The sequence below is a fragment of the Anaerosalibacter sp. Marseille-P3206 genome (assembly GCF_900155565.1).
Taxonomy (GTDB): domain Bacteria; phylum Bacillota; class Clostridia; order Tissierellales; family Sporanaerobacteraceae; genus FUHM01.
In genome coordinates, this window is sequence record NZ_FUHM01000002.1 from 1550630 (window position 1) to 1577506 (window position 26877).

Sequence of the window (26877 nt, forward strand, 5' to 3'; positions counted from 1 at the left end):
GGGGACGGTTTGAAGTGACCACAGTACCGATATTTAATTCGATTGCTTGAAATTGAAGTCAAAAAAAGAAATAGTCAGGTTAAAAGCCTAGCTATTTCTTTTTCACATTATTGTTCTATTTCAATATTTGATATTATACTTGGATTAGTAAACTCTACAAAAGACGAAGTATTCCAATTCTTAACACGAGCATTTACTGCTTGCCATTCTAAGTTTTGAGTTAAGAACATATATGGCAATTCTTCATTCATTAATTTAACCCATTTTTGATAAATTTCAACACGTTTTTTGAGGTCAAATTCTTTTCTACCAGCTTCTAACAATTTATCATTTTCTTCATTTCTAAATCCTACTGAGTTATTTCCTGAAGGAATGTCTTGTGAAGAATGGAATAATTCTAATGCATCTGGGTCTATAGTTAATGACCAAGCCATGTTGTATATATCAAATTTATGTTGGTCATATATTTTTTCTATTAGTGTAATGAAATCTATTGAATTTACTTCTACTTTAACACCAATCTTTTTCCAATCAGATTTTAACATTGGAATCATAGTTTCAACATACTTACTGTCCGTGTAAGTATCCCATACAAAGCTTAATTTCAGACCGTTTTTTTGCCTGATGCCATCTTTGCCAAGTTTCCATCCAGCTTTTTCAAGAAGTGCTATAGCTTTATTTGAATCATATTTGTATTCGTTAATATCAGTTGTATATGCCCATGATGATTTAGAAACCGGTACATTACATACTTTGGCATAACCATTATAGTATTTATCAATGAATTTTTGTCTATTAAATCCATAAGTCAATGCTTGACGTACTCTCTTGTCAGCAAGTCTTGGATCTCTTAAGTTCCATCCCATGTATCCATAACCGTTTTGAGGATATTCTACAATATTTACAAATTTAGTACCATTTATAATTTTTTTATTATTTTCATTTGGAGAAATTTGAACTTGAACATCTATTGTTCCTTTTTTAATTTCTGACATAGATGTCAAGTTATTATTAAATTTAAAAATTATTTTTTTTACTTTCGGTGATCTTAAAAAATAATTTGGGTTAGCTTTAAATTCTACATATTGTTTTGGTTCGAATTTTTCAAGTACATAAGGACCTGAACCAAGTGGTGTTTGCATTTGTTCTTTTATAACTTCTATATTTCCTTTTTTAAAGTCTGGGAAAACATGTTTAGGCATTATTGCAAAGCTACAATCCCAAATATGTGTTGCAAGTGCTTCTGTAAATGTAAATGAAATTGTATAGTCGTCAATTACTTTGATACCTTCAATATTTTCAGCATCACCATCTCTATACTCTTTAAGTCCTACAATTTGGCTAACTTGATCTGCATATCTTCCATCATAAGTAGAATCGCATAGAACCTTATAAGTAAATTCAATATCATTTGCTGTTAGTGGTTCTCCGTCACTAAACTTTACATCATCTCTTAAATGGAAGGTATAAGTCTTGTGATCTTTAGATAGTTCCCAATTTTTTGCTACATGAGGTATTGGGTTACCCTGTTTATTATTACTAATAAGGCTATCATATACCATATTTACAACATATCCATCAGGTACTGTACTGTAGTAAATAGGTAAGAAATTACCTCTTACTTCAGGCATGCCAATTATAAGAGCATCTGAATCTTTCCTTGTTTTAGCTGGATTTTGAACTGTTTTTTTTGATTCATTTGCAGAATTTGCTAGTAATAGTTCATCTTTTTCTGCGTAACCTGTTGATAATAATGATAAAATTAGCACAAGTGAAAGCATTAAAACTAACTTTTTTTTCATTTGAAATATCCCCCTTTTGTTCTTATATTTTATAGATGTGTAATTTTATTGTATTATACCATTCATTTTCCACAAAGGTCAATAGGTAATGAGTGTAAACGAAAGTTTTCTTGCATATGCCAAATGTTTTCTTGCATATTTAATTTAAAACAAATAAATGCAATATTTATATTTTTCCCATAATGGCTAATTAAAGAGGATAAAGCAAGATTTCTTAAAATTGGGCAAAATGGAACAGTTCTTGCAAATATATATTAGCACCAGGTCTTGTAGGGCCAACCTTCGGCCCTCCAAAACAACTCAATAATTTAGTGCCAGTCATTGACAATTATTTAACAGGAGGTGATAAAATAGATCATACCAAAAGGGTAATAGGAACTATTGAAGACTTTTTTAGCTCATATTATCAAGGTGACAGATTGAAGTTTTATAGTTTCTTTGATACTGACTTTCAACGAGCTGTACCACTAAATATTTTTCTCTATCATCCAAGGTATAACAATATTGACTTAGGAGTATTGAAAGAAATAGAGGAAATCAATGTGGTAAAGGTAGAGAATAAAGCTAATGCTACCTTGAAAGTAGAAAGAAGAACTGAGGTAGTTTCAATAAGACTATATCTCAAAATGGAATTTGGAAAGTGGAAGATTGTAGCAAACAATGTATTTTAGTAATTGCAGTATTAAAAAAAGTAAAATAGAGGGGGATTTACATGACTAACAAGTTTATGCATAAAAAACAAACAGCTTTATTATTAGCTTTAATAATGGTACTTGCATTATTTGCACCATTAGCTGAGCAAGTAGTATTGGCAGAAGGTACATACTCTGCTCCTGAATTGAAAGTAAGTAATGATCGTATATCTCTAACAGAAAAAAGAGAAATAGAAATAACAGTTAACCTAGGACATAAAGCAAATCTAAAAGATTTGAAATGGACACTAGGTGATAAAGCTTTTAGTGAATGGAAAAAATGGGACAAAGAGAAAAAAGATTTCGCAGGAGCACCTTGGATATCATTTGGAAAAGCACCTTATATAGATGATAAGGGATTGGTAAAAGCTACAATAAAAACTGATTTACCATTTGATACAGATGATTTAAATCCAAGACCATATCCACGTTGGGCATATATGGATTTATTAGGCAATGTGGATTTAAAAGTAACAGATACAAAGACAAATAAATCAGTAGCTAGAGAAATAAAAATAAATTCATTTGATTCTTTCCACACTTATGATGAAATAAAACCTGCACTAGATGAAATAATTGAAACTGCAAAACCTAAGAAAGATAGATATTTTGAACATCAAGTAATAGGTAAGAGTGTTGAAGGAAGAGATATGCATTTTATGATAATTGCCAAAAATAAAAAAGCTGTAGACAACTATTTAAATAACACAAAATTAATAGCATTAACTAACCCTAAGAAATTTATTACTGCAATTGACAATAATACTATGGGTGAATATCAAGTTCCAATTTTCGTAAATAATGTTCATCCAGACGAAACTCCTGGAATAGACGCTCAAATCAGCTTAATGGAAAGATTAGCAAAAGAAGATGAAATCACATTTAAAACAGATGAAAAGAAAGAAGTTACATTAAAAGTTAGTGATATATTAGATGATGTAATAATAGTGTTTAACTTAACTCAAAACCCTGATGGAAGATACCACAACTTAAGACACAATGCAAATGGATTTGACTTAAACCGTGACAATGGATACCAAGTTCAACAAGAAACAAAAGCTTTAACAGGACAAATAGCTAAATGGAATCCACTTGTATTCTTAGATTTACATGGATTTATAAAAGAATTCTTAATTGAGCCTTGTACACCACCACATGAACCAAACTTTGAATATGACATGTTAATGGGTGGAGTAATGAATCCAGAAACCAAAGATGTAGATGGAAAACCAGGTGCAATAGAACATGCTAGAGCAATGGGTAATGCTGGAGTTGCAAATTCAAAATACGAAGGATTCATCATGCCAATGTTTGACTATGAATTCGGATGGGATGATGGAGCATTAGGATATACAGGAGTATTCTCACAGATTCATGGTGCAATGGGACATACAGTAGAAATGCCAGATCTAAACCAACACTCCAACGATGCAGTAGTACATGCAATACTAGGTTCAATTAATTATGTAATGAACAATAAAGATGCACTATATAAAAATCAATTAGAAATAAACAGAAGAAGTGTAGAAAATGAAGACAATAGAGCAGTAGACACATGGCATATTGATGAAACTGGAAAACAAATAGGAAGACCAAGAGGAGAAAACGAAAACTTCTTCCCAGAATATTATATTTTACCATTAGATAAAAACCTTCAAAAGAATCCACTAGAAGTATATCATATGGTAGAATACCTAATGAGAAACGGTGTAATAGTTGAAAAAACAACTGAAGAAGTAGAGTTTGATGGAGCTAAATATCCTAAGGGAAGTATTATAGTGTCTATGAGTCAAGCAAAACGTGGTATTGCTAACTCTGCACTGTATGATGGTTCAGATGAATCAAGATGGGCAGGAATGTATGCGGAATTAGTTTCAAACTTCCCAGCTATGAGAGGATTTGACAAAGTAGAAGTAAGAGAAAAAGGACTATTTGATGGGAAAACAGAAGTAGTTAAAGAGGTAACTATACCAACTACTAAGTTTAACGGTTCAGAAGAACGAATTATCATTAGAAACACAAACAATGATGCAATCAAAGCTGTAAATGCTTTACTTAAAGATGGCAAGAAAGTATCTATGATAACAGAAAGCGGTAAAAACTATGAAATGGGAGACTTTGTAGTTTCTAAAACAGATTTAAACAATGTAAAAAATGACTATTATCTTGATGTAATAGGTCTTGAAGATAGTGTAAAAACAAATGAAATTAAAGCTCCAAAGATTAAATTAACACCATCAGGATCAAATTATTCAAGTACAACAGACCACACAAGATTTGTACTAAAAGAATTAGGATTTGAAATAGTAGAAGACAATACTGCAAATGTAATAGTTGACTCTTCAGGAAATGCAGACAAAAAAGATATAGAAGCTGGGAAGTCCTATGTAGGTATTGGCGTAGGAGGACTTTATTTTGCAAAAGAAAATAACATATTACCAGGGTTTGATTACAAAACTACAGATTATTATCATGAAGGATTAATAAAAGGTCATTATGCACAAGATAGCGTAATAAGTGCACCATATGATGAAGATGACTTTATGTATACAGCAAGTGGTTCATTTATCACAAAGGCTCCAAAAACAGCAAAAGTATTAGGAACAATAAGTGACAAAGATGATTTCTATGTAGCTGGATGGTGGCCAGGACATGATGAAGCTAAAGGACAAATATATGCAATAACTGACAAAGTAGGACGTTCAGGAATTACATTATTTGCTGGAGACGTAACTAACAAAGCACACACTCAACACTTATTCAGAATGTTAGCAAATGCTCTATATACTACTCAACCAGAAGATATAAAAGATATCAAAGGTCACTGGGCAGAAGCAAATATTAAAAACTTAGTACAAGATAGTGCAATCGGTGGATATAAAGATGGAACATTTAAACCAAACAATAAGATTACAAGAGCGGAATTTGTAACTATATTAGTTAAGGCTTTTGATTTGGAAGCAGAAGATGGAAAAGGAAAAGTATTTAAAGATACAAAAGAACACTGGGCAAGTGAATATATAAGAATAGCTAATGCTAATGGTATAGTTGATGGTTACAGCGATACTAAGTTCGGTCCTAATGACAATATAACTAGAGAACAAATGGCTGTAATGATAGCAAAAGCTGCAAAACTAGAAGAAGCTAAAGAAGATGTTAAATTTAAAGATGCTGATGAAATATCTTCTTGGGCAGAAACAGCAGTTAAAGTTGCAAAAGAAGCAGGAATAATAAATGGTTATGAAAACAACACATTCAGACCAAAGAACAATGCAACAAGAGCAGAAGCAGTAACAATAATTGTTAATACAATACAATAAAGATTGTGCGATGCGACAGAGGGAAGCGATTCTCTCTGTCGCATTTTTGTATAAAAATTTCTCTAATGCAAACTAGGAGAAAATTGGATATAATGGATGCAGTATCGACAAAAAAGGAGGGCAAAAAATGCAAAAGAAAAAAGTTTTTATACTGGTTTTAACAATGGTTTTAATGGTGAGTCAAGTATCTATGGCAAAATCAAATTCAGTAGGCTATGAGAAAAAGGCAGTTACTATCAACAATCAAAAGAAAACTGTAAATGTAGTGACAGTTGATTTAAATAGTTCCAATGTTCATCTAGGGGTTACAATATCCAATGACAAAATTGGTGGCCATGAAGATTTTTCTAGTATGATAAAGAGGAAAAAGCCTGTAGCAGCTATAAACGCCAATTATTTTGATGCATATAAAACTTTGGAACCTATGGGAGCTATTTTGATAGATAATAAATTTCAATATCTTGAAGGTAGCCCTGCATCTATGATAGTGACAAATGATGGGAAGGTTGAAATAGGTCAATACAAAATGGGCATAAATGGCTACATTAATGGATTTAGAGAAAACAATTGGAACAATGAAACCCAATCAATGGATTATAATCTATTCAAAGTATGGTATGTAAACAATGTACCAAAGGATACTAGTGGTGTATACATATATACTCCAGCAAGGGGAAGCAAAATAGATTTAAAGGGTGGAATAGCTATAGAAGTAATAGAAAACAAAGTCACTAAAGTAACTAAAAATGCAAAACAAGCTTCTATCCCTAAGAATGGCTATATAATATATTATGGTAACACTAAAAACTTTGAAACTTATGTAGACCAAAGATTTAAGGCAGGAAACACAATAGAACTAGAATATGAAATTTTAGAAGCAAAAGAAAAGCCACAACAAAAGCAAGAACCAAAGGCAAACAAACCAAAACCATCATCCAAACAGACCAAACTTTATGGAAGTATCAATAAACAAACTAAAAACTATTGGTCAAATGAAAAAAATGGGATGGTATTTAATCTATTCAATGTTTGGTATATAAACACTAATCCAATTGACTCAAGTGGAGTATATTTATATACACCAGAGAAGGGAGCTTCCCTAGAAGTAGAAGGGGGACATGCTGTTACAGTTAAAGATGGAAAAGTATCAAGTATAGCATTTGATGTAAATAAAATAGACATACCTAAAAATGGTTTTGTAATATATTTTGGTAAAGATGCAGCTGATAAAAATTATATAGAGGCAAGATTTCAAGTAGGATATACAGTTGATTTCTATGAAAAGCCAACATTAAAATTTGATACGAAAAATATAATAGCAAAAGCAGTAAAAGACAATGCCATAGCAATAGAGGAAAAAACAACAACTAAAGAAGAGCCAAAAGCAATAAAACAAAATAATATCAAATCCATAATATCTGCAGGGCCATATTTAGTGGAAAATGGAAAAGCAATTTATGATCCAAACAAAACTGGATTCAAAGAAGATAAAATAACTAAAAACAGAGGTCAAAGATCAGCCATAGGAATAACCCAAAATAACAAATTGCTACTTGTAACAGGTTCTAATATCAATATGAAGGAATTGTCCCAAATAATGGTGAAACTAGGAGCAGTTAGTGCAATGAATCTTGATGGTGGAGCATCATCAGCACTATATGCCAATGGAAAGACCATAACTCCAGCAGGAAGAAAACTGCATACTGTATTGATGGTATATGAATAGGACGAGGGGACAGGTTCCTCGTCCTTACTGATTGAAATATTGGTGCCGGGTGTTAACTTACTAAGTTATTGAAAAAGGTGATAGGAGAAAAACTGATATGATACTCCATAAGTAGACAAGGTAAATAACCAAAACTACTTATGGAGGTTTTTTATGGCAAAATCACCACATACTCCTGAATTTAAAGCGAAAGTATCTCAAGAATATCTTGATGGATTAGGCTCATTCCCTTTTTTAGCTAATAAATATAGTATTGGTCTGCAAACAATACAGTCATGGGTTTCCAAGTATAAACTTTATGGCATTTTAGCTTTTCAAAATAAAGCAGGAAATAAAAAATATACTTCCGAATTTAAAACAATGTGCGTAGAAGCTGTATTATCCGGAGAAGGAAGTGTTAATGATATAACAGCAAAATATAATATTTCAAGTCGTTCTGTTTTAAGTGGTTGGATTTCAAGGTATAATGCCAATATAGAACTCAAGGATTATGATCCTAAAGGGGAGGTATATATGGCAAATTCCAGAAGAAAAACAACTATAGAAGAGCGAAAAGAAATAGTTAAATATTGTATTGAACATAATCGTAATTACAAAGAAGCAGCAAGCCTTTATGATGTTTCATACAGCCAAGTTTACTCTTGGGTTAAAAAGTATGATGATATAGGCGAAGAAGGGCTAATAGATAGACGAGGACACCATAAAAAAGATGAAGAATTAGATGAATTAGAGAAATTACGTCGAGAGAATATTAGATTAAAAAAGAAACTAGAAGAAAAAGATATGGTGGTAGAACTGCTAAAAAAAGTGAAAGAATTCGAAGGGATGTGAGGCTTGGCAAACAACGTAACGAAAATAAGTATCTAGCAATAAAATACTTTTATGAAACAAAAATATGGAGTATTAATTGGATGTGTAAAGTACTTAACATATCAAGAGCATCATACTACAAATGGCTCCACAGAGAAGTACCTCAACAAGAATTAGAAAATATTGAATTAGCAAGATTAATAAAAGAATATGATGAAAGATTTAATCATATTTTAGGATATCGTAGAATGACATCTTGGATTAACCATTTCAATCAAACTAATTACAGTAAAAAAAGAGTCCATAGGATTATGCAAAAATTAGGTATTCACTCAGTAATCCGAAAAAAGAAGAATAAATACATTTCAGTTAAGCCGGAAACAATAGCAGAGAACATATTACAAAGAGACTTTTATGCAACAGAACCAAATCAAAAATGGGTAACAGACATTACAGAATTTAAAGTACCAAGAGAAAAGAAAAAGATTTACTTAAGCGCCATACTTGATTTGTATGATAGGTATCCAGTAGCCTATGTATTAAGTAGTAGAAACGATAACAAATTAGTATTTAAGACCTTTGATAAAGCAATAAAAGATAATCCATTAGCAAAACCAATCTTCCATAGCGATAGAGGATTTCAATACACAAGTAAAGTATTTCAAAGAAAACTGAAAGAACAAGAAATGAAACAGTCAATGTCAAGAGTAGGACACTGTATTGATAATGGACCGGTAGAAGGATTCTGGGGAATAATTAAATCAGAAATGTATCAAATGTATGAAATTACAGATGAAGAGTCCCTAAGATATGCAATTAATGATTACATGCGTTTTTACTCAGAGGAAAGATTACAAGACAGATTTAACTGTAAAACGCCATTAGAAGTTAGGACAGAAGCTTTATCAATTAAAACTCCTATAGAATACCCTATATCTGCGAATAAGAGAATAGAGAAGTACAAAGAAAAATGGACAGCATAAAAACTACCACATAACTTAGATGTCATGTGGTAGTTCATAAAAATTATTTTAGATATTTTACCTGTCTACTTGACAAGGGGCATATCAAACTCTCCTATCACCTTTTTGTGAGTCAGGGGACAGTCCCCTGACTCATCCCCACTGTCGCATCCATTATGGTTGTGTTTTTTTATATACTGTGTATTGATTTTCTTGTTGGTTGTTGTCTCTTACCAATATTTCTGAGATATTTTCTACTTTAATATCTTTTAAAATTGGCGTATTACCTTCTTGGCAATTAAACCAATTTACTGTAGTTCCATCTTCAAGTGTTTGCTCGTACAATTTTCCATCTTTAGTTTTCACTGCATATTCCATCTGTGTAGTAGTTCCATTAAGTTCAAGAGGTTGTACATGGGTACTTAGATTTATAGTTTTCAAGTTTAGTACAGGAGTGAATGTTAATTTCTTTGCTAGACTTGGTAAAGCATCTTTAGTAGCTTTAGTTCTAATATATACTTCTCTAACTAAATCTTCAGTATCTAGATGCTCTCCATCAATCCATGGACCCTTATCTCCTGTCAAGCTATATTCAAGTGTTGTTAGGTTTACTCCAGTAGTAACATTATTTCTATATTTAGTTGAATCAAATCCTACGGATACATTTGGTGCTGATGCAGGTGCTTTGATTACATCTTTCAAAATACTATCTGATGGTAAGGTGTTTTCATTACCTTTAAGCCTAAATTCTAAATTACCTGGAACAAAGTTTACATTATAGGCTAAAACTTTATTTGTATCGCTTCCTAAAACTACATAATCAATATTGACCCAGTTACCGTTATTAATTCTATATTGTAGATTGTTTACAATTTCTTGATGGGTATTTGCATTACTATCTTTAATAGAAATAGTACCTTGTAATATATTGTAATCTATATTGTCTTTTATAAAGTCAGTACTATTTGTAAATTTCTTTTTCTCTATTTTTTTAGTAGTTATTAGTTTTACATTTCTAGGTTTAGCCTTCTCACGGACATAAACTTTCATATCTTCTTTTAGTCTCAATGTAGTTTCTGTTCCATTGCAAGAAACCCAAGTTCCATCTTCTCCATTAGTAGAATTTGTACTGTATTCCATCAATGTGCTTGTATTCACCAATTTAGATTCTCCAACATTTAGCACTACATTGTTTAAATCTAGATTTGATGTAAACTTAATTGTTTGTTCTTGGCTAGGTAGTGTGTGGCTATTGGCTATTATTCTAACTTTAACAGTATTTCCACCTTCAAATTGTGTATCTACTGTACCGTTAATCCAAGTGCCACCATTGATGCTGTATTCATAGTTTTTGCCTTCATCAGTACCAACTTTTTCAATCTTATAATTGACATCATCATATTTTAATTCAGGTGCTGAAGCCTTAGCTTTTATGTCTACTGTAATAATATCTGAAGGTAGGGTTTTTTCAGTACCTCTAGCTCTAAATTGTAATTTCCCAGGTTTAAATTCTACATTAGTTGTAGAAGGTTTATCTTCACTTCCTCTATCAATTAATTCCCAAGCATCATTACCAATTCTATATTCAATAATACGAATATCTTTGTTAGTAATTGTACCTGATAGAATATCATAATCAACTTTATTTTTATCTAAAACAGTTTCTACATCAATTTTTTCAATAAGGTTCTTAAAGTTTAATGGTTTAGACTTTTCTCTTATATAAACTTTCATATCCTTAGCAAAATCAACAGAAGTGCTACCAGAGTTTGCATCAATCCAAGTTCCGTTTTTTCCATCTGTAGAATTAGTACTATATTGCATAGCTGTGGTAGTTCCTTCAATTTTACCTTCTACTACATTGAGTTTTACATTTTCCCAGGTCAAATTGCCTGTGAAATTTACCACTGTAGCTTGGCTAGGTAGTGCATCCTTAGTAGCTTTGATTCTTACACTAACATTTGCATTGGTATTTTTTATTAAGTTCTTTGTTTTATCACCAGACCATTCTGCATTAGATTTCCAATCCCCATCATTGATTTTATATTCTAAGGTATTAACACTTTCTAGCTCAACAAATTGATTACCATTCCAATAGCTAATATCCTTTTTATAATCATCTACTCGTAGTTCTGGTTTAGAGGCAGGTTCTTTTATCGGTTCCTTACCTACATCAACAGGTTCGGAAGCTACATTGTATTTGGTAGCTTTAGTTCTTACTTGAACTTTACCAGGTTTAAATTCTATTTTTTTATTATCAGTAGATAAATCTTTCCAAGGATCATTGCCTATTCTGTATTGGATATTTTCTCTTCCTGGAGAAGTAGCACTAATAGTTCCACCAAGTATATTAAAATCAGTTCCACTAGGTGAATTTTCAATACCCACTACCTTTACTTCCCTTTCATTTACACGATTAGCTTTTTCCCTTACTACTACTTTAGAACCCTTTTCAAACTTCACAGATGTTTCATTGGCCCTAGCAGAATAGAAGGTATCTCCATCCAAACTATATTCCATAGCAGTAGTGGTATTGGTGATTACACCTTTAGCTACATTAATGTCTACATTACTTAAATCCAAAATATTTATTTTAGTATCTAAGGAATGTAAAGAAGAAGCAGTAGCTTTACATCTAATCCTCAAATCAGGGTCTGTAATGTTTGTTAAATCTATTCCATTATCTAAATCAAGCTTACCCCAATTTTTACCACCATCAGTACTTACTTCATATCCATCCGTAGCTGGTTCTTTAATTCCAATTTTAACTTTCATACTATCACTAGTATCATAATTTACTTCACTAATACTAACTCCTGTAGGAGCCTTAGGGTAGTTTAGAGTAGCTACTAAATGGAATACTTTATTATTACTCTTGTCCCTTACATAAACTCTACCAGGGCCAAATCCTTCAGAAACCTCAGTTTCAGTACTTGTACTACAATCATTCCAATCTCCATCACTACCGTTAGTAGAGTCTAAACTATATTGCATTTCCTCACTAGTACTAGTCAGTATTTTACCAGCAACATTAATTCCGACTTTTTTCAAATCTTCAATTATAGACTCTCCTTTAACTAACATACACACAATATCATCAGAGTCTATAGAGTTAGGTTCTGTAACTGCAGTTCCTTTTATCTTTATTTTGACTTCGGTATCATTAGCCAAAGTTGATGATGCTGTATCAGATATTTTAATCCTTATTTGGTTTTTATCTTCAACCTTTGATACATTGGACTTAAGTCCTCTAGGTAGTCCTGTTATAACCACATCATTATTATCTATATCATCCTTTAAAGTTCCAGGGTTAACATCTATAATCCAAGTATCTTTATCCGTTTCTACAATTCTATAATCAGGTGCCATCATAGTTACAGTATTTTTTTCATCAACAACCTTACCCTCAACTTTCAATATATCAGGATATATCTTAAACGTAGGCATTGCAACTATATCAGAAGTAGCACCTAGAATTAAACCTTTATCCTTAGGTATAGTAAGTTTAATAGTTTCATAGCTTGTACCTAAATCAACATCCATAACTTCTGGTAGTGTAATGGTCACCATTTTGCTTGAATTTCTAATTATAGTATTAGGTTCACTTGAGCTTTTCAATTTTCCAACAATTTTTGACCATTCGGTAGTAGTTGTAACAACCTTTCCATCTTCACCAATCACCTTAAAACAATCAAACAAAGTATCCTTCTTATCTGCAATATCACCAATCCATTCTCCATCGCCGAGTTCAATTATAATCGACTTTCCTCCAGCTTTTAGATCTTTTTGTCTTACTATTGAAGACACCACATCTCCCTTGATGGTAGCTTCAACAATAGGTTTGATGATTATATTGCCTTTCACATCTATATTATTTCTTGCCCCTGTAACGCAAGTAGCAGGAATAGTTAAAGTGATTTCTTGATCTTCAGATATATCATATTTCTCTGTCATTGGAAGGAAGAAACTCAATGTTTTGTCATCAATAGTCAATGTTCCACCATCATCTATCAATTTTGTAACTACCTTTGTCCATTCAGTAGATTGATTTGAAGGCCTAAAGCTATTGTATAGGGTATCTCTTTTTGCCTTATCCTTTTTCAAATCTTCCCAAGTTGCGCCATCATCTAAGGTGATAGTTATTTTTTGACCTCCACTATTTATCCTATCTTCAGGAATTGTCAATGTATTCGAACTTGTAGAATCTCCAGTCAATGTTGCTTCAACAGAGTTAATATCATCCTTTGTAACTTCCATACTATTGAATTTTTGAATTTCATTATTATCATTTACTTCAAATATTGTCACATAATCTCCTACAAATACTGAGATATCTTCACCTTTATATTCATCACCAGTTTTTAAAATCTCACCTTTTGCGGGAGTAGGGTATACAGTTTTAGTAACTAATTTTTTGTATGTTCCAGTAGCAGGAAATTTACTGTCACCTTCTTTAACAACCTTTACTGTATCGACTGTATCTCCCTCAGCTAGCTTCACATCTAGTCTTTCTGCATGTTCCTTTACTACATCTGATTTTACATCAATAATAGCATATCCTTTAGTCCTACCATTACTATCGGTTGCTAATAGTAGTATATATCCATACTTAGGTTCATCTTTATTAATTTCCTTTACAGGAATGTCTCTACCTGAAGTATAGCCGATAGTGTCTTTAACTATATAGTTAGTATATATATTATTTTCAATTTGAATTTTTTCTTCAGTCTCAATTAATTTATATTTCCAGTTTGAAGCTCCAGCTGCACCTATGGGGTCTAGTTTACTAAACTTAGTAGTTCCAGGCTTATCTCCTTTTTCTATAATATAATTAGTATCTGAAGCCAATATCTTTGCCTTAGTTCCTTTAATTTGATCAAGGGTAAGTCTAAACTCTTTATAAGCCTTTACTTTGTTATCATTATCAGTAGCTAATAGTAATAGATATTTTCCTTCTGATACATTTTCTATATCTTTACCTATGTTATCAGTAACAGTATATTCTTTGGCTTCTTTTAACACGCTATCATACTCAATAGGTCCAAAACTCTGATTTCCAATCCCATACATCCATTTTGTAGCACCTACTACATTGGTACTAAAATCTAAGTAACTAAACTTAGTACTATTTTCCATACTACCAGGTTCAGGACCTTGGATTTTATAGTTAGTACCGCCAATCAATAATGGTGCATTTGGAGAACGTACATTTTTTGGTTCAATTTTAAACTGCGCATAGGCCTTTATATTTCCAAATCTATCAGTAGCTACAATCAGAAGATTATCTCCTACATTTACTCTTATATTATTACCTGTATTATACTTAGTGGTTCTATCGATTTTACTATTGAATTCAATAGGAGTTTCTATTTTCTCTTGTAAAACCTTATATCTCCATTCATTTACAGTATCTCCGCCAGGTAGTCCCAAAGTATTTAGTGTAGCAATCTTAGTAGTGTCTCCTATACTACCAGGTTCAGGTTGAGAAATATTATCTTTCCATTTATCATCATCTGATATCAAATTAGTCGCTTCTCCCATATAAACTTGTTTTTCGCTTAATTGGAAGGTAGCATATCCTTTTGTTGCATATTTATTTTCTGTATCTTTAACTGTTGCAAGTATTATTATATACTCATTTCCTGTTAAATCTTTGCCTATATCTTTTCCCGCTGTAAGTTCTTCAGAACCATCTACCATAGTATCAATTTCTGGTATATCAAAGGGTTTGGAACTTGTTTTATATCTCCAGTGATTGATACCTGCAATAGTAGGTGCTAATGTTTTAATCTTTGTAGTTCCTTTAGTGGAGCCTTTTACAGGTGAAGTGAAATCAACATTTTCTTTCAACAGTATTGGTGCTGGATCCTTTATAACATCACTTGTTAATTCAAATTTCACATAAGCTTTAACTTTGCCTTCATCATCTGTAGCAAGAATTATAAGATTATCATCAATAGCTACTTTTATATCATTTTCTGGTGTGTAGTTCATACTTCCATCTACTAGCTTGTCTAGCATTGGAGCAGATAAATCTTTTCCTACTACATACATCCATTTAGTAGCACCATTGATATTGGTTAAATTCAATCCAACAACTTTTGTAGTTCCCTCTATTGAACCTTTTCCCAATTTAATAGTATTATCTTTAATTTCTGTTGCAGTCAATCCTTTAACTTGATTTTCATTTACTTCAAATATCTTATATCCTTTAATTTTCCCATCAATTGTTGCCAACAGCATTAAATATTGCTTAGGTTTTATCTTTATATTTTTGCTATCTTCTTCAAAGGAATAAGGAGTGCCATCTGCTTTACTATCAAGAGCGGGAATCTTAGGCTTATCATCAGATATCTTTATTTTCCATTCAGTATTATCTTCAAAACTTAATTTAGTAAACACAGTAGTTCCATCCTCACTACCAGGTACAGGTCCAACATAATTAGTATTTTCCTTAAGTAGTGTAGGAGCTTTAGAAATATTATCTTTTCCAACTTCAAATATCCTGTATCCTACAGTCTTACCATCATTATTAGCAGCGATAAGTATTACATATTTTTTGAAGCTGTCATTCATATTTACAAGTTCATTTTCATCAGCTACAGTTATTTCGCCATTAACATAGTCAACAGCTTCACTCAATTTGTCACCTTTATATAACTTGTCTAAAGGAGTGTTTGAGGCAACTACTTGCCATTTTGTAGCACCTTCTGGTAACTTATCTAATCCACTTACTACTACAGTTCCAGCATATGAACTGCCAGCCTTAATACTTCCAATTTCAAGTTTCAAAGCTTCTTCTCTAGGTTGTTTTATCATCTCGTTAGTTATTTTTATATTTGCATAGGCTTTAATCCTATTGCTACTATCAACTGCATACAATATCAGGTATTTTCCTACTCCTACTTCAATATCTTTATCCTTCACATAGCTATTAGCTTCTTTAAGAGTATAGTCCTTTCTCATAGGTTCAACAGGACTATCTAACACTTGTATTCTCCAACTACTAGCATCACTTGGAAGGTTCAAAGTAGTTATCTTAGTAGTTCCTTCCTTGTAGCCAGGTTCAGGATTAGAGAAATTTTTCTCTGTCAAAAGTGGAGCATTAGTAGCTCCTTGATACTCTTTAGTATCAATAGATACATGAGGAACATTTTTCTTTGCCTCATCCATAATCTTATTCATTTCTGTGCTATTATTAAGAATATACTCTCGAATTTCCTCAGCTGTTTTAAGTCCTTTTTCTTGAACTATCTTTGCCAATGCTTCAAATTGCGCATCTTCTTCTTCCTTTATATTTACATACATTCCATCAGAAGTTTCTCTAAAAAACTTATCTACAGCAAATCCATTTACAATATCATTTACCAACTCTTCTTGTTCACTAGAGTTATTTTTTCTATATATCTTCTTATGTTCAGTATGGATGATATCTCCTTCAGCTGCCAAGGAGGCAACACCGCCAAACATCATCACAAATATAAGGAGAATTGAAACAATCCTCTTATCCACATATATCCCTCCTAATCAATCAATTTAATATTAGTGCCAGGCACTAATTTACTAACTTATTGGGTGACCTACTTTGCGATAGGTAGAACCGACCCCGCTGTCGCATCAAATCATAGCTGTCCATCTAGGACTATTTTTCCATTACCATCATAAACTTTATACTTATATCCTTCTAACTTTGACAAATAGCCTATATCAAAGTCCCAAATTTTAAACTTACCATCTTTACTAGCAAAGGTGGAGTCATATATTTTTCCGCTTGATGACAATAGTTCAATTTTGTATCCTGCAAAATCATTAGTTCCCTTCAACTTTCCGCTAAATAATCCGGTTATATTTGTATTAAAACTCATATCAGTCATATAAATATCTTCTTCCACTTCTACTACTATTGGAACATCATCTAACTTATCAATAAGGATGATATCCTTGTCTTTCATCTTCATATCCAATATTCTTTCAATGATAATGGCTACTTCACCTCTAGTTACCTTATCATTAGCTTTCTTATGGACTTGTCCTAGGCCTAGTTCCAATCCTTTTTCATAATACTCATCAGGATAATCTACAAAGTCTATTCCATCTTCATATCCTAATATCCTCATGAACACAGTCATCATCTCAACATAGGTGATTTTTCCCTTGGGATTAAAGCTGGAATCACCAACACCTCTCATAACACCTTCTCTGTCAGCTATAGTAGTATATCCTACAGCCCAGCCTCCCTGAAACTTATTTACATCCTTAAAAGAGCTTTTTCCACTATAGGATTTTGCTTCCTTCTCTAATCCCATGAGTCTTACTGCTACAGTAGCAAATTCAGCTCTGTTAATATCCTTATCAAGATTTAGCCCTCCTTGTCCTAGATACCCTCTATTTACAACTCTTTTAATTTCCTTTGGTACTTTTTCACCAAAGGCAAAAGAGGGGAGAACGAGGGATAGCAAAATCACAAACACTAAAACTTTCCTATATATTTTTACATTCATCAAACCACCTCCATAAATATTAGTGCCAGGCACTAACTTACTAACTTATTGGGCGACTAGAGATTGCCCCTACAGTGAGTCAAGGGACCGTCCCCTGACTCATTTTAGATTTCCTTCCAATACTAACTTTCCTCCTCCATCATAAACTTTATACTTATATCCTATTATCTTGGATATAGGGTCTATAGCAAAATCTCTTATTTCAAAATTACCATCAGAGTCTATCGCTACCTTGCCATAGGACATTTCTGTTTTTGATAATAATTCTATTTTATATCCACTAAAGTCTGAAACAACATTGCCTGTACTATAAAGCTGTCCTTTAAATACTCCCACTACATTAGTGTTAAAATTATCAATTTTTAAATCAATACCAGTATCTCCACTATTACCTTTATATACTATGACGGTATAGATTCTCTCGATTTTGTTGCTTTCTTTCACTGAAATACTAATAGTGTTTTTAAGTTCGCTTAAAGATACAACCTTACTTTTTCCACTTTCTACAGTATTTCCATCTACTGTAATGGTTCCACTCTTAGCAAAAGGAGTAAGAGTTATACTATCGACATTCCCTGCAACATATACTTCATATTCTAAGATATCTCTTGCAAAACTAGGTTCTAAAACTCCACTATCTACTTTCAAATCAGTTAGCCCATAGGACCAGTTGTCATCTAGAACTACTGTATAACTATGAGTAGACATAGGCCCTTCACCTAGTCCTTCCTTATATCCAAAGGCATTTATCTCTAAATCCCTAGATACAGTAATAGGACCAGTATATAGAGTAGAGTTAGTAGTAGGGATACTGCCATCAAGAGTATAGTATATACTTGCACCTGGAGTATCTGTATATAGATGAACTTTTGTACCTTCCTTTATTTCTCCACTAGATGGATTAGCGTAAACTATCCCTACATTATTTCTATATATATCAAATTCTTTTATAGTAATATTGTTTTTGTCCACAACTTCTGTAGATACATTTCCATCCCAAAGAGAAATTATAAAGCTAATTGCATTGTGTACCTTGTTGCTAAGCTTTTGTTCACCTGTACTACCTGCACTTGTCCACTTATCGTCATCTACTGAAAAATCACTTTCAACTATCATTCGGAAACTATCAAGTCCATCTTCATATATGCCATATTTAAGTTCAAAATTATGCTTTCCATAGCTAAATGAGTTAAAGTTAGTATTTAAGAATTCCTCTGTTTCCCTCAACAAATCTATTGAACGAATTCTGTTTTCAGCTATATTAAACCTTACAGGATCATACTTTTCATTTGGGAAAACTATTTTTCCACTAATCTCTAGCTCAGGATATACTCTCTTTATCTCCCAGTTGAGTTTCTTCAAATACCCCATTTTTGTATATAGAGACCATGTTGCAAAACTATTAGAATTACAGAATACTGTTAGACTCATATCATCTCCATTAGTTTCTGCACTATAGCTAAATTCTACCTTGTTATATTTTTTCAAAGTCTTTTCTAAGTTTTCAGCCAAATAATCTGGTTCAATTCTATAGTCTTTCTTAAGTAAACTTCTAGTAAAGTCGAAGTACAAATCATTGTCCCTAGTATTAAACTTCACATAATTCTTATGAGAAGAACTAGAATATCTATAGTAGTATGGATTCCTGATAGCTCCTTCGATAAGTGCTTCTTCGTTATATAAAGTAGTAATAGCTGTATACATATCCCATACCCAGTTTTCCACATCACTTCTCTTTAACTTAGTCCATTTATAAGCATTATTTCTTGTAAATCCTATATCTAAATACAGCCATTTTCCTGGATAGTCTCTAACCTCTATAGTGGTAGAGAGTTCTCCAATCTTACTAAAGTGCTTGTTTAAATAACTTTCCAAATCCTTTACAGTATTTAATTTACCATATGGAATATTTAGTTTTTCTACAACGTTTTTCCTCATCATCAATTGTTCCATCTGAATACCAAGTAGATAATTTCGCCCCTCTCTAAAGGCAAGCAAATTATCAATAGAAGAATATCTTTTGTTTTTAACTAACACTCCATTACCATCAATATATAGTACATTTCTATCTGCCTTATATGTAGGAGTTATATATAAATGAGGCGAGATATCATTTATTGGCACATATATATCGTCATTATATAAAATTCCGTCTATATCAAGAATATTTTTATCCAAATATACTTTTACATTGCCAAAGTATACCTTGATATTTTTTATTTTAGATCGATCCTTATAATCATATATCTTTCTAAAACTTCTTCCACTTTCAATAATATCAATTTCATCTTCCAAATCATCTATTATTCTCTCTTTTGCATCGATTTCATATCCCATTTGAAAAGAAATAGGGGCCTTAGATTCATTGATATTTAGTTTGAGTTTTCCATCAGAGTCTAAATAGATACTCTTTTTATTTCTATCAAAACTTACTTTTAAACCAAGACCTTTTCCTAAGTCTTTCAGTGGAACCCATATATCATCTTCATATATAAAAGGTTCCTTGTGACTTATTAGCTTTACACCCTCCACCTCAATACTCATATCACTAAAAGCTACATCTATATCTTTTACATACCCTTCTGCTACACTAGGCAAAGGCAGCAGAGAAAATAACACCATAAATACTAAAGTAATACAAATATTTTTTTTATACACTGCATCAGCTCCCTTCAAAAAGTATTCCATTATTATATATCGGCAGATTTCCAATTTTCTTTTTAATTTACTTAAAGAAAGGTCATATTTTGCCGATAAAAATTAATAGACCATACTATAGAAAATGGAGTGATAACATGAATATTAAAAGGGCTATTTCACTTATTCTTATTTTTGCACTACTAATTCCCTTAATACCATTAGGGGAAATCAGAGCATTTGCTGCTGAAGAAAAAGGAGTCTATGACCCAGAAAAATACAAAATAGACGAAGTAATTCTCTATAAAATCTATGATAGAAATAGGAATTTAGAGAAGAGAATATTGGAAGTTCATGGTGCATATTTAAAGAATGCATCAGTTACAATTAGAACGAGCCAAGGTTCAATAGAGCTAAAAAATCCTAAGATAAATAATGATAGCCTTCTTCAATTTGAATTAGGAGAGGAAAAACCAGTTGATAAAATAGATGTTGGTAATACTAAAGATATTCAAATAGATGAAGGTACTATGCCTACATTAAGCGATGTATCAAGAAAAGTTGAAAATGAAAAAGGTACTTTAATGCTTAAAGGTTCAAAATTAGAAAATATAGCAGATACAAGCAATTCCATTAATGCATATTATGAACATCAAACCGGTGGAAAAACTCAAATAGATTCATATTATTTTAATAATATTTCTGATGGAGCAGTTTTTATAGAATTCCTATCAGGACAGTTGGGAATTCAAAATATTATTTTTGAAAAACAAACAGAAGAAAATAAACATTTCAATGAAAAGCATCCAAATGTTAAGTTAAAAACCTCCATTACATATACTTACAAGGATCAATTTAGCTTTTATAGTCCAATAAATGTAAACAATCTAGAAATGAGACCAAATAGAGGTGTTCCAGGAGAGAAGGTTTTTTTTGAAGCACCTATTGGAAACGAAGCTTCAAATCTTCAGGAGTATGATGTATTTTTCTTAAAAGCTACTGATGGAACAGATGAATACAAAGTAGAAAACAAAGGTAAAAACAGAAAATTCCAACCAAAAGTTACTAAAGACGATAATGACTATAGTGTTCTTACAGTAGAAGTTCCCAATATACCAATTGGAGAATACTATGTGATTTTGACTAATGTAACAGATGGAAAGGACCCTATGAAAGCTGTTACTCAAGAAATGGTTCTAGAACAAAAGTTTACTATAATCAATGGTACAATAAAAGCAAAGATATTAGATGTTGATCCTAGCAAAGGACCAGATACAGGTAGCAAAACAACTATTAGTGGACAATTTTTTGGAACACTAAATATTCCAGAATTTAAGCCTAAAAACAAGGAATTAATAGTAGAGAAACCCAAAGAAGAGGATGCTAAAAAATTAACAGTTAATTATGGCGAAGGAACTTATGGTGATGGGGAAAATCCAATAGAAATATCAGAAGCAAAAAGACAGATAAAAGTCATAATAGGTGGAGAAGCTACATTTTTAACTAAAGATGGGGACGATGGAGAAGAGTTTGATGTAATATTTACGGACGACCTTGATGAGATAGAAGTACGAACTAGCAAAGTAACAGACGGAGATACAAATCCTGTAAAGGATGTAGTAGTAGAAACAGAAACAGTGTTAACAAAAAAGGATGGAGGCACAATAGTCATAAGAGAAAGGGCAGAGAAGAAAAATGGCTATACTTATTTGATAAGTAAAATAAAACCTGAAATAAGAACTATTGTTCCGGAAAGAATCCAAGTAGTGGAATCTGGCACTAAATATAAAATACCAGAAAACCGTATGGTAGCCATACATGGGAAGAACTTCATGATTCATAAATACAGAGATGATAGTGGAAATGAAATAGTAAGATATCCAAAGATACAAATAGGCGAGATAACTATAGATAAAAATCAAGACAAAGAAGACAAATACTATGTAAAAGTACTTGATGAAAAAGGCAATGTACTAGATGGAACAGAAGGTAAGGAACTAGGTAGCAAAATATTAATTATATTGCCAAGTGAAACGGAAATCACTAATTTAGGTAAAGCAGATGTAATAGTTCAAAATCCTATTAGAAATTCAGAAAACTATGGTTTATCTCATAGAAAAGAAAATTTAGTAGAATTTGTGTGTCCAACAGAAGGAGAAAACCCAGTTATTACCAACGTAAAACCAGACACAGTTCCAGTAGACGGTGGTGAACAAGTAGTAATAGAAGGTAGCAACTTTCAAGAAGGAGTAAAAGTATTTATAGATGGAGAAGAAGTAAAGACCATCAAGAGAAGAGAAGATGGAAAAGAAATAAAATTCAATGCTCCAAAAGGAAGAGAAGGAAAAACTCAACTTCAAGTTATGAATTTTCAAGGTGGAATGGACACAAGGGAATTCTTTTATGTAAGAACCTTTACCAATCCAAAGATAATAGACTTTGCACCAAAGAGAGGTAATACTGGAACTATAGTGATAGTTAAAGGTGAAAACTTCATGAAACCAGATCCTATAGCTACAGATGAAAGCATATACAGACTCATTGGAACTAGAGTTCAATTAGGAGAAGTAGAGCTAAATGAATACAACAGAGATCCCATCACAAAGGGAATAAAGGTTGAACCATTCTCACCTAAAAAAGCACTATTTTATAAAGAAGATGATAATGTAAAAGCAGAAGATTATTATAACGGTGTTCTTCTTAAAGACGAAAGTGGTAAATACTATACAGTGGATGTAAAACCAAATGGAGAAATAATACTTTCTGATGGAGGATTAAACAATTATAAGATAGAATTAGACGACAACAAAAATATAGTAGCCAACAAACAAGGCGGTGACATTCACAAACTAGGAGTCACTACAAGTTCAATAACAATATACAAGCCTAATTCCAATGAAAAGTTGGTAGAGCTAAAATATGCCAGCCTATACAAAACAGAAGACGGTCAAATAGTAGGTAACAAAGTTAAAGTCATAGATAGAGATACCATATACTTTGAAGTACCTATCCTTGGAGCTCCAGGATTTTATGATTTGACAGTTATTAACCCAGATACAAAGAAAGACTCCAAAACAGGCAAAGCAGGTTTTGAATATGTAACTCAACCAGACTTGAAACCTAGGATCAAGGAAATTATCCCTAATGAAGGTTCAGTAGAAGGGGGTTACTCTATAGATATAATAGGAGAAGACTTTGAAGCTGATAGTTCTAACAAACCAAAAGTATATATAAATGGTATAGAAGTACCAGTAAAAGATACCAATGTCTCTATTGATGGAAAGAAAATCACTGTAGTAGTACCTAAGTACCAAGGAGATTTAAGAGAAGAAAAGGGAACAGATAGATGGCCTGTACCAGTTGTAGTATTAAACCCTGATGGTAGTACAGCGAGTAATGAAAAAGGATTCTACTATGTTGTACCTGCAAGCAATCCAAAGATAAGCAAATTAGTTCCTACAAAAGGTACTGCAGCAGGAGGAGATATAGTAGAAATAATAGGTTTCGACTTCAGATACTTTGAACCTTATGATGACAAGGACAGAAATCAAATGTTGAGTGAAGGTGAAAAGTGGAATGATTTGTATAAAAATAATACTTGGGATGATTTACTCGATATAATAAAAGAGGACAAAGATAGTCCAGTGCTAGGGAAAACCCCTATAGATCATCCTCTATTTGATGCTTATTATGCATCACCAATACTACCTAGAGTATATTTTGGAGGAAAACAAGCCAAAATAGTAGAATTCTCAAGAGGATATATAAAAGTTATCACTCCACCAAATCAGGCTGGAAAAGTAGATGTATTTCTAACCAACAATGATGGGGGAATTTCTAACAAAGTACCATTTAACTACGAAGCTACAACAGTGAAAATAGATTCACTAATACCCAACGAAGGGCGAAAACAAGGTGGCGATAGGATAGAAGTTCATGGTAGTGGATTTGCTACTACAGAAATGGATATATATACTGGGGAATATATAGATGGTAAATCTGATTTTAATACTAAAAACATGCCATTAATTAAATTTGGCGACATATCAAATAGAAATATAGATAGAGAAAAAACTAATGGGGGAAGAATAGATAACAATAGGTCAACAGTAGAATTAGCAGGAGGCCTAAAAGCGGAATTTAATGGTGTAGACGAAAAAATAGTATTGACAATCAAAGAAGGAAAGAAAATATACAAAACAGAAGTATTAGGCTATGACAATACAGTAAAATATATTCCAGTAAATTTACTAAAGGAAGGATCCAACCAATATGATGGAAAAGAACTAATACGAGTAGAAGTATCTGATAAGAAATTTATTGTAGAGAGAGGATATTCAACAGATGCTAATTATTTAAACTCTACTCAGATGACAGTAGAAACACCTTCTTATCACACAGTAGGTAATGTGCCTGTATTTGTTATCAATCCTGATGGTGGAACAGGTGAAGGAAAATTTGAATACAAAAATCCAGATAGTAACCCAGTGATAACTACCATTACCAAAGAGGGAAGAGGTCCTATAGAGGAATACAGAGAAGAGATAAATGGCAACGCAAAAGTACAGAAGGTAAATAACAAAGGTGGAAACATAATATCCATAGAAGGTACTGATTTCAGAGAAGGTGCAGTAATCAAAATATCAAACATCCTAACTATTACAGAAAAGGACATAGACTATAATCTACCAAATAAGCTAACATTCATTATGCCACCAGTTCCAGAATCAGAAGTGGGAAAACTAAATAGAGTAGTAGTCCAAAATAAGGATGGAGGAACAGCAACTTCAGACAAGAATATTCCACCAATATTTATAGAATTCACAAAGGGAGAATCAGATCCTCAAGTGTTAACGGTAGAACCAATAAGTGGACCAGCTACAGGTGGGACAAAAGTTAAAATCACAGGTGAAGACTTCAGAGAAAAAATGGAAGGCTTTGAAGGTGAAAAGCTAAGTGTTTACTTTGGAGAGAGCAAAGTTGAAGACAAAAATATTAAGTATATTGACTACAAAACTATAGAAGTCGCAGTACCAGCCAGTGAAGAACTTGGGCCAGTACCAGTAAGAATAGAAAATCCAGATGGTAGTGTATCTGATGGAAAAGTAAACTTCACTTATATAAGTAAACCAAGTATAGAAACTGTATCACCAAACAAGCTATTCACCAATGACACCAAAACAGAAGTAACCATTACAGGAAAGATGTTCTTGCCTGGTGCAATAGTAATAGTTGGTGGAAAGATAGTAGACAAAAAAGACCTAACTAAGGATATGAAAGTATTAGGAGAAGGAATAATAGGCGTAGATGCACAAGGTAAAAACAGAGAAGTAGCAGTTGTAGGAGGAATAGAAGCAGCTTCAGTAAAGGTAGAAAGTGACAAACTACTTAAAGTTATTTTTAAGGAAGGTAAGGATTTAGAAAACAACAACCTCATAATAATAAACTCAGATGGAGGTATATCAGATCCGTATGACAAATTTCAATATCAAATACCGATTCCATCAAAACCATTAGTATTGGAAGGAATACCAGGGTATGAATCTACAGTTAAGCTTTTGTGGTCTGAATCAGATGAAGACATATTAAACAGAGCAACTAGATATGAAGTATATGGAAAACTAGCTAGTGATAAAGAATACACCTTCATAGGAGATACAAGTGAAGCTGAATACTTAGTTAAAGGACTTAAAGTAAATACAGAATACATCTTTATGGTAAGAGCATTAAATGAACATGGGGCAGCAATAGACTTTGCAACAGTAAAAGTAAGAACATTAAATGCAAGAGAAGATGAGAAACTTAAAGAAAAAGAAGAAAAATTAAAGAAGGAAGAACAAAAACTATTAAGAGAAGGAAAAGAAGAAATAATTGAAGGAAGAGTAATAAAGACCATAGGGACAGACAATTTAATAGGAGGCGTAGGTACAGTAGACTTCTCCTTAGCTAAATACAAAAACAACAATAAATTCACAGTACAAATTCCTATGGAAATGGTGAGAAAAGATTCAAGAATAACCATTAAAGATGGAACATTCTCTTTTATATTTAACCCTAGAGATTTATACACATTAGAAGTAAGCAAAAAAGATAGAGGCAATAGTGATGCATATATAAGAATTCACTTTGAAAGAGAAAAGGAAAGCTATATACCTAGAAGCAAAAAGGCTTCCTCTAAAGCTTACAATATTTCCTTTGATTATATCTATGGAAAAGAGATGCTAGAAATAAAGAGAATGGTCAAATCGGGTAAACTATTTTTGAAACACGATACCATTACTTATCCAAATAGAAAAGATATATACTTGGCAAGATTTAATGAAGCACAAGGCAAATATTTATTTGTTACTAAGGATAGTTCTACTAATATGGTAGATAGTGGTAGATTTATCCTACTATCTGACAAGTAGAAAAGAGGAGATACAAT

10 protein-coding genes are annotated in these 26877 nt (G+C 32.3%); 6 read left to right on the top strand and 4 right to left on the bottom strand.

What is annotated here, in order from left to right:
- Positions 1-107 precede the first annotated feature (107 nt).
- Positions 108-1802 carry an ABC transporter substrate-binding protein gene (locus BQ9840_RS08880; protein ID WP_077369447.1) on the bottom strand — a complete coding sequence of 565 codons (1695 nt, stop codon included), beginning with the start codon at positions 1800-1802 and terminating at the stop codon, positions 108-110.
- Positions 1803-2113: 311 nt separating this feature from the next.
- Here BQ9840_RS08880 and BQ9840_RS08885 point away from each other — a divergent pair, with 311 nt between their 5' ends.
- The 5 genes from BQ9840_RS08885 (at position 2114) to BQ9840_RS08905 (ending at position 9333) form a co-directional block, all read left to right on the top strand.
- A complete protein-coding gene (locus BQ9840_RS08885) occupies positions 2114-2473 on the top strand; it encodes a hypothetical protein (RefSeq protein ID WP_077369448.1) in 360 nt (119 codons plus the stop codon).
- Positions 2474-2514: 41 nt separating this feature from the next.
- Positions 2515-5814: an S-layer homology domain-containing protein gene (locus BQ9840_RS08890; protein ID WP_077369449.1), complete on the top strand. Its 3300-nt coding sequence runs from the start codon at positions 2515-2517 to the stop codon at positions 5812-5814.
- A 127-nt stretch (positions 5815-5941) separates the two neighbouring features.
- A complete protein-coding gene (locus BQ9840_RS08895; protein WP_077369450.1) occupies positions 5942-7540 on the top strand; it encodes a phosphodiester glycosidase family protein in 1599 nt (532 codons plus the stop codon).
- A 153-nt stretch (positions 7541-7693) separates the two neighbouring features.
- A complete protein-coding gene (locus tag BQ9840_RS12870; RefSeq protein WP_077368208.1) occupies positions 7694-8371 on the top strand; it encodes a helix-turn-helix domain-containing protein in 678 nt (225 codons plus the stop codon).
- Positions 8368-9333: an IS3 family transposase gene (locus BQ9840_RS08905; protein ID WP_077368205.1), complete on the top strand. Its 966-nt coding sequence runs from the start codon at positions 8368-8370 to the stop codon at positions 9331-9333. Before BQ9840_RS12870 ends, BQ9840_RS08905 begins: the two co-directional genes overlap by 4 nt.
- A 153-nt stretch (positions 9334-9486) precedes the next feature.
- Here BQ9840_RS08905 and BQ9840_RS08910 read toward each other — a convergent pair whose 3' ends face one another.
- The 3 genes from BQ9840_RS08910 to BQ9840_RS08920 form a co-directional block, all read right to left on the bottom strand.
- Complete coding sequence (locus BQ9840_RS08910; RefSeq protein WP_077369451.1) at positions 9487-16824, bottom strand: hypothetical protein; 7338 nt, start codon at positions 16822-16824, stop codon at positions 9487-9489.
- A gap of 110 nt (positions 16825-16934) precedes the next feature.
- Positions 16935-17813: an S-layer homology domain-containing protein gene (locus tag BQ9840_RS08915; RefSeq protein WP_077369452.1), complete on the bottom strand. Its 879-nt coding sequence runs from the start codon at positions 17811-17813 to the stop codon at positions 16935-16937.
- Positions 17814-17912: 99 nt separating this feature from the next.
- Positions 17913-20471 (bottom strand): chitobiase/beta-hexosaminidase C-terminal domain-containing protein, encoded by a 2559-nt coding sequence (locus tag BQ9840_RS08920; protein ID WP_097677476.1) that lies wholly within the window; start codon positions 20469-20471, stop codon positions 17913-17915.
- A gap of 137 nt (positions 20472-20608) precedes the next feature.
- Between BQ9840_RS08920 and BQ9840_RS08925 the strand changes: the two genes are divergently transcribed.
- Entirely contained in the window at positions 20609-26860 is a 6252-nt protein-coding gene (locus tag BQ9840_RS08925) for an IPT/TIG domain-containing protein (protein ID WP_077369454.1), read from the top strand.
- Positions 26861-26877 lie beyond the last annotated feature (17 nt).

Bases quoted from the DNA above. Each gene is read 5' to 3' on its own strand.
- BQ9840_RS08880 (WP_077369447.1), bottom strand. From the start codon at position 1,802: ATGAAAAAAAAGTTAGTTTTAATGCTTTCACTTGTGCTAATTTTATCA.
- BQ9840_RS08890 (WP_077369449.1), top strand. From the start codon at position 2,515: ATGACTAACAAGTTTATGCATAAAAAACAAACAGCTTTATTATTAGCT.
- BQ9840_RS08895 (WP_077369450.1), top strand. From the start codon at position 5,942: ATGCAAAAGAAAAAAGTTTTTATACTGGTTTTAACAATGGTTTTAATG.
- BQ9840_RS12870 (WP_077368208.1), top strand. From the start codon at position 7,694: ATGGCAAAATCACCACATACTCCTGAATTTAAAGCGAAAGTATCTCAA.
- BQ9840_RS08915 (WP_077369452.1), bottom strand. From the start codon at position 17,813: ATGAATGTAAAAATATATAGGAAAGTTTTAGTGTTTGTGATTTTGCTA.
- BQ9840_RS08925 (WP_077369454.1), top strand. From the start codon at position 20,609: ATGAATATTAAAAGGGCTATTTCACTTATTCTTATTTTTGCACTACTA.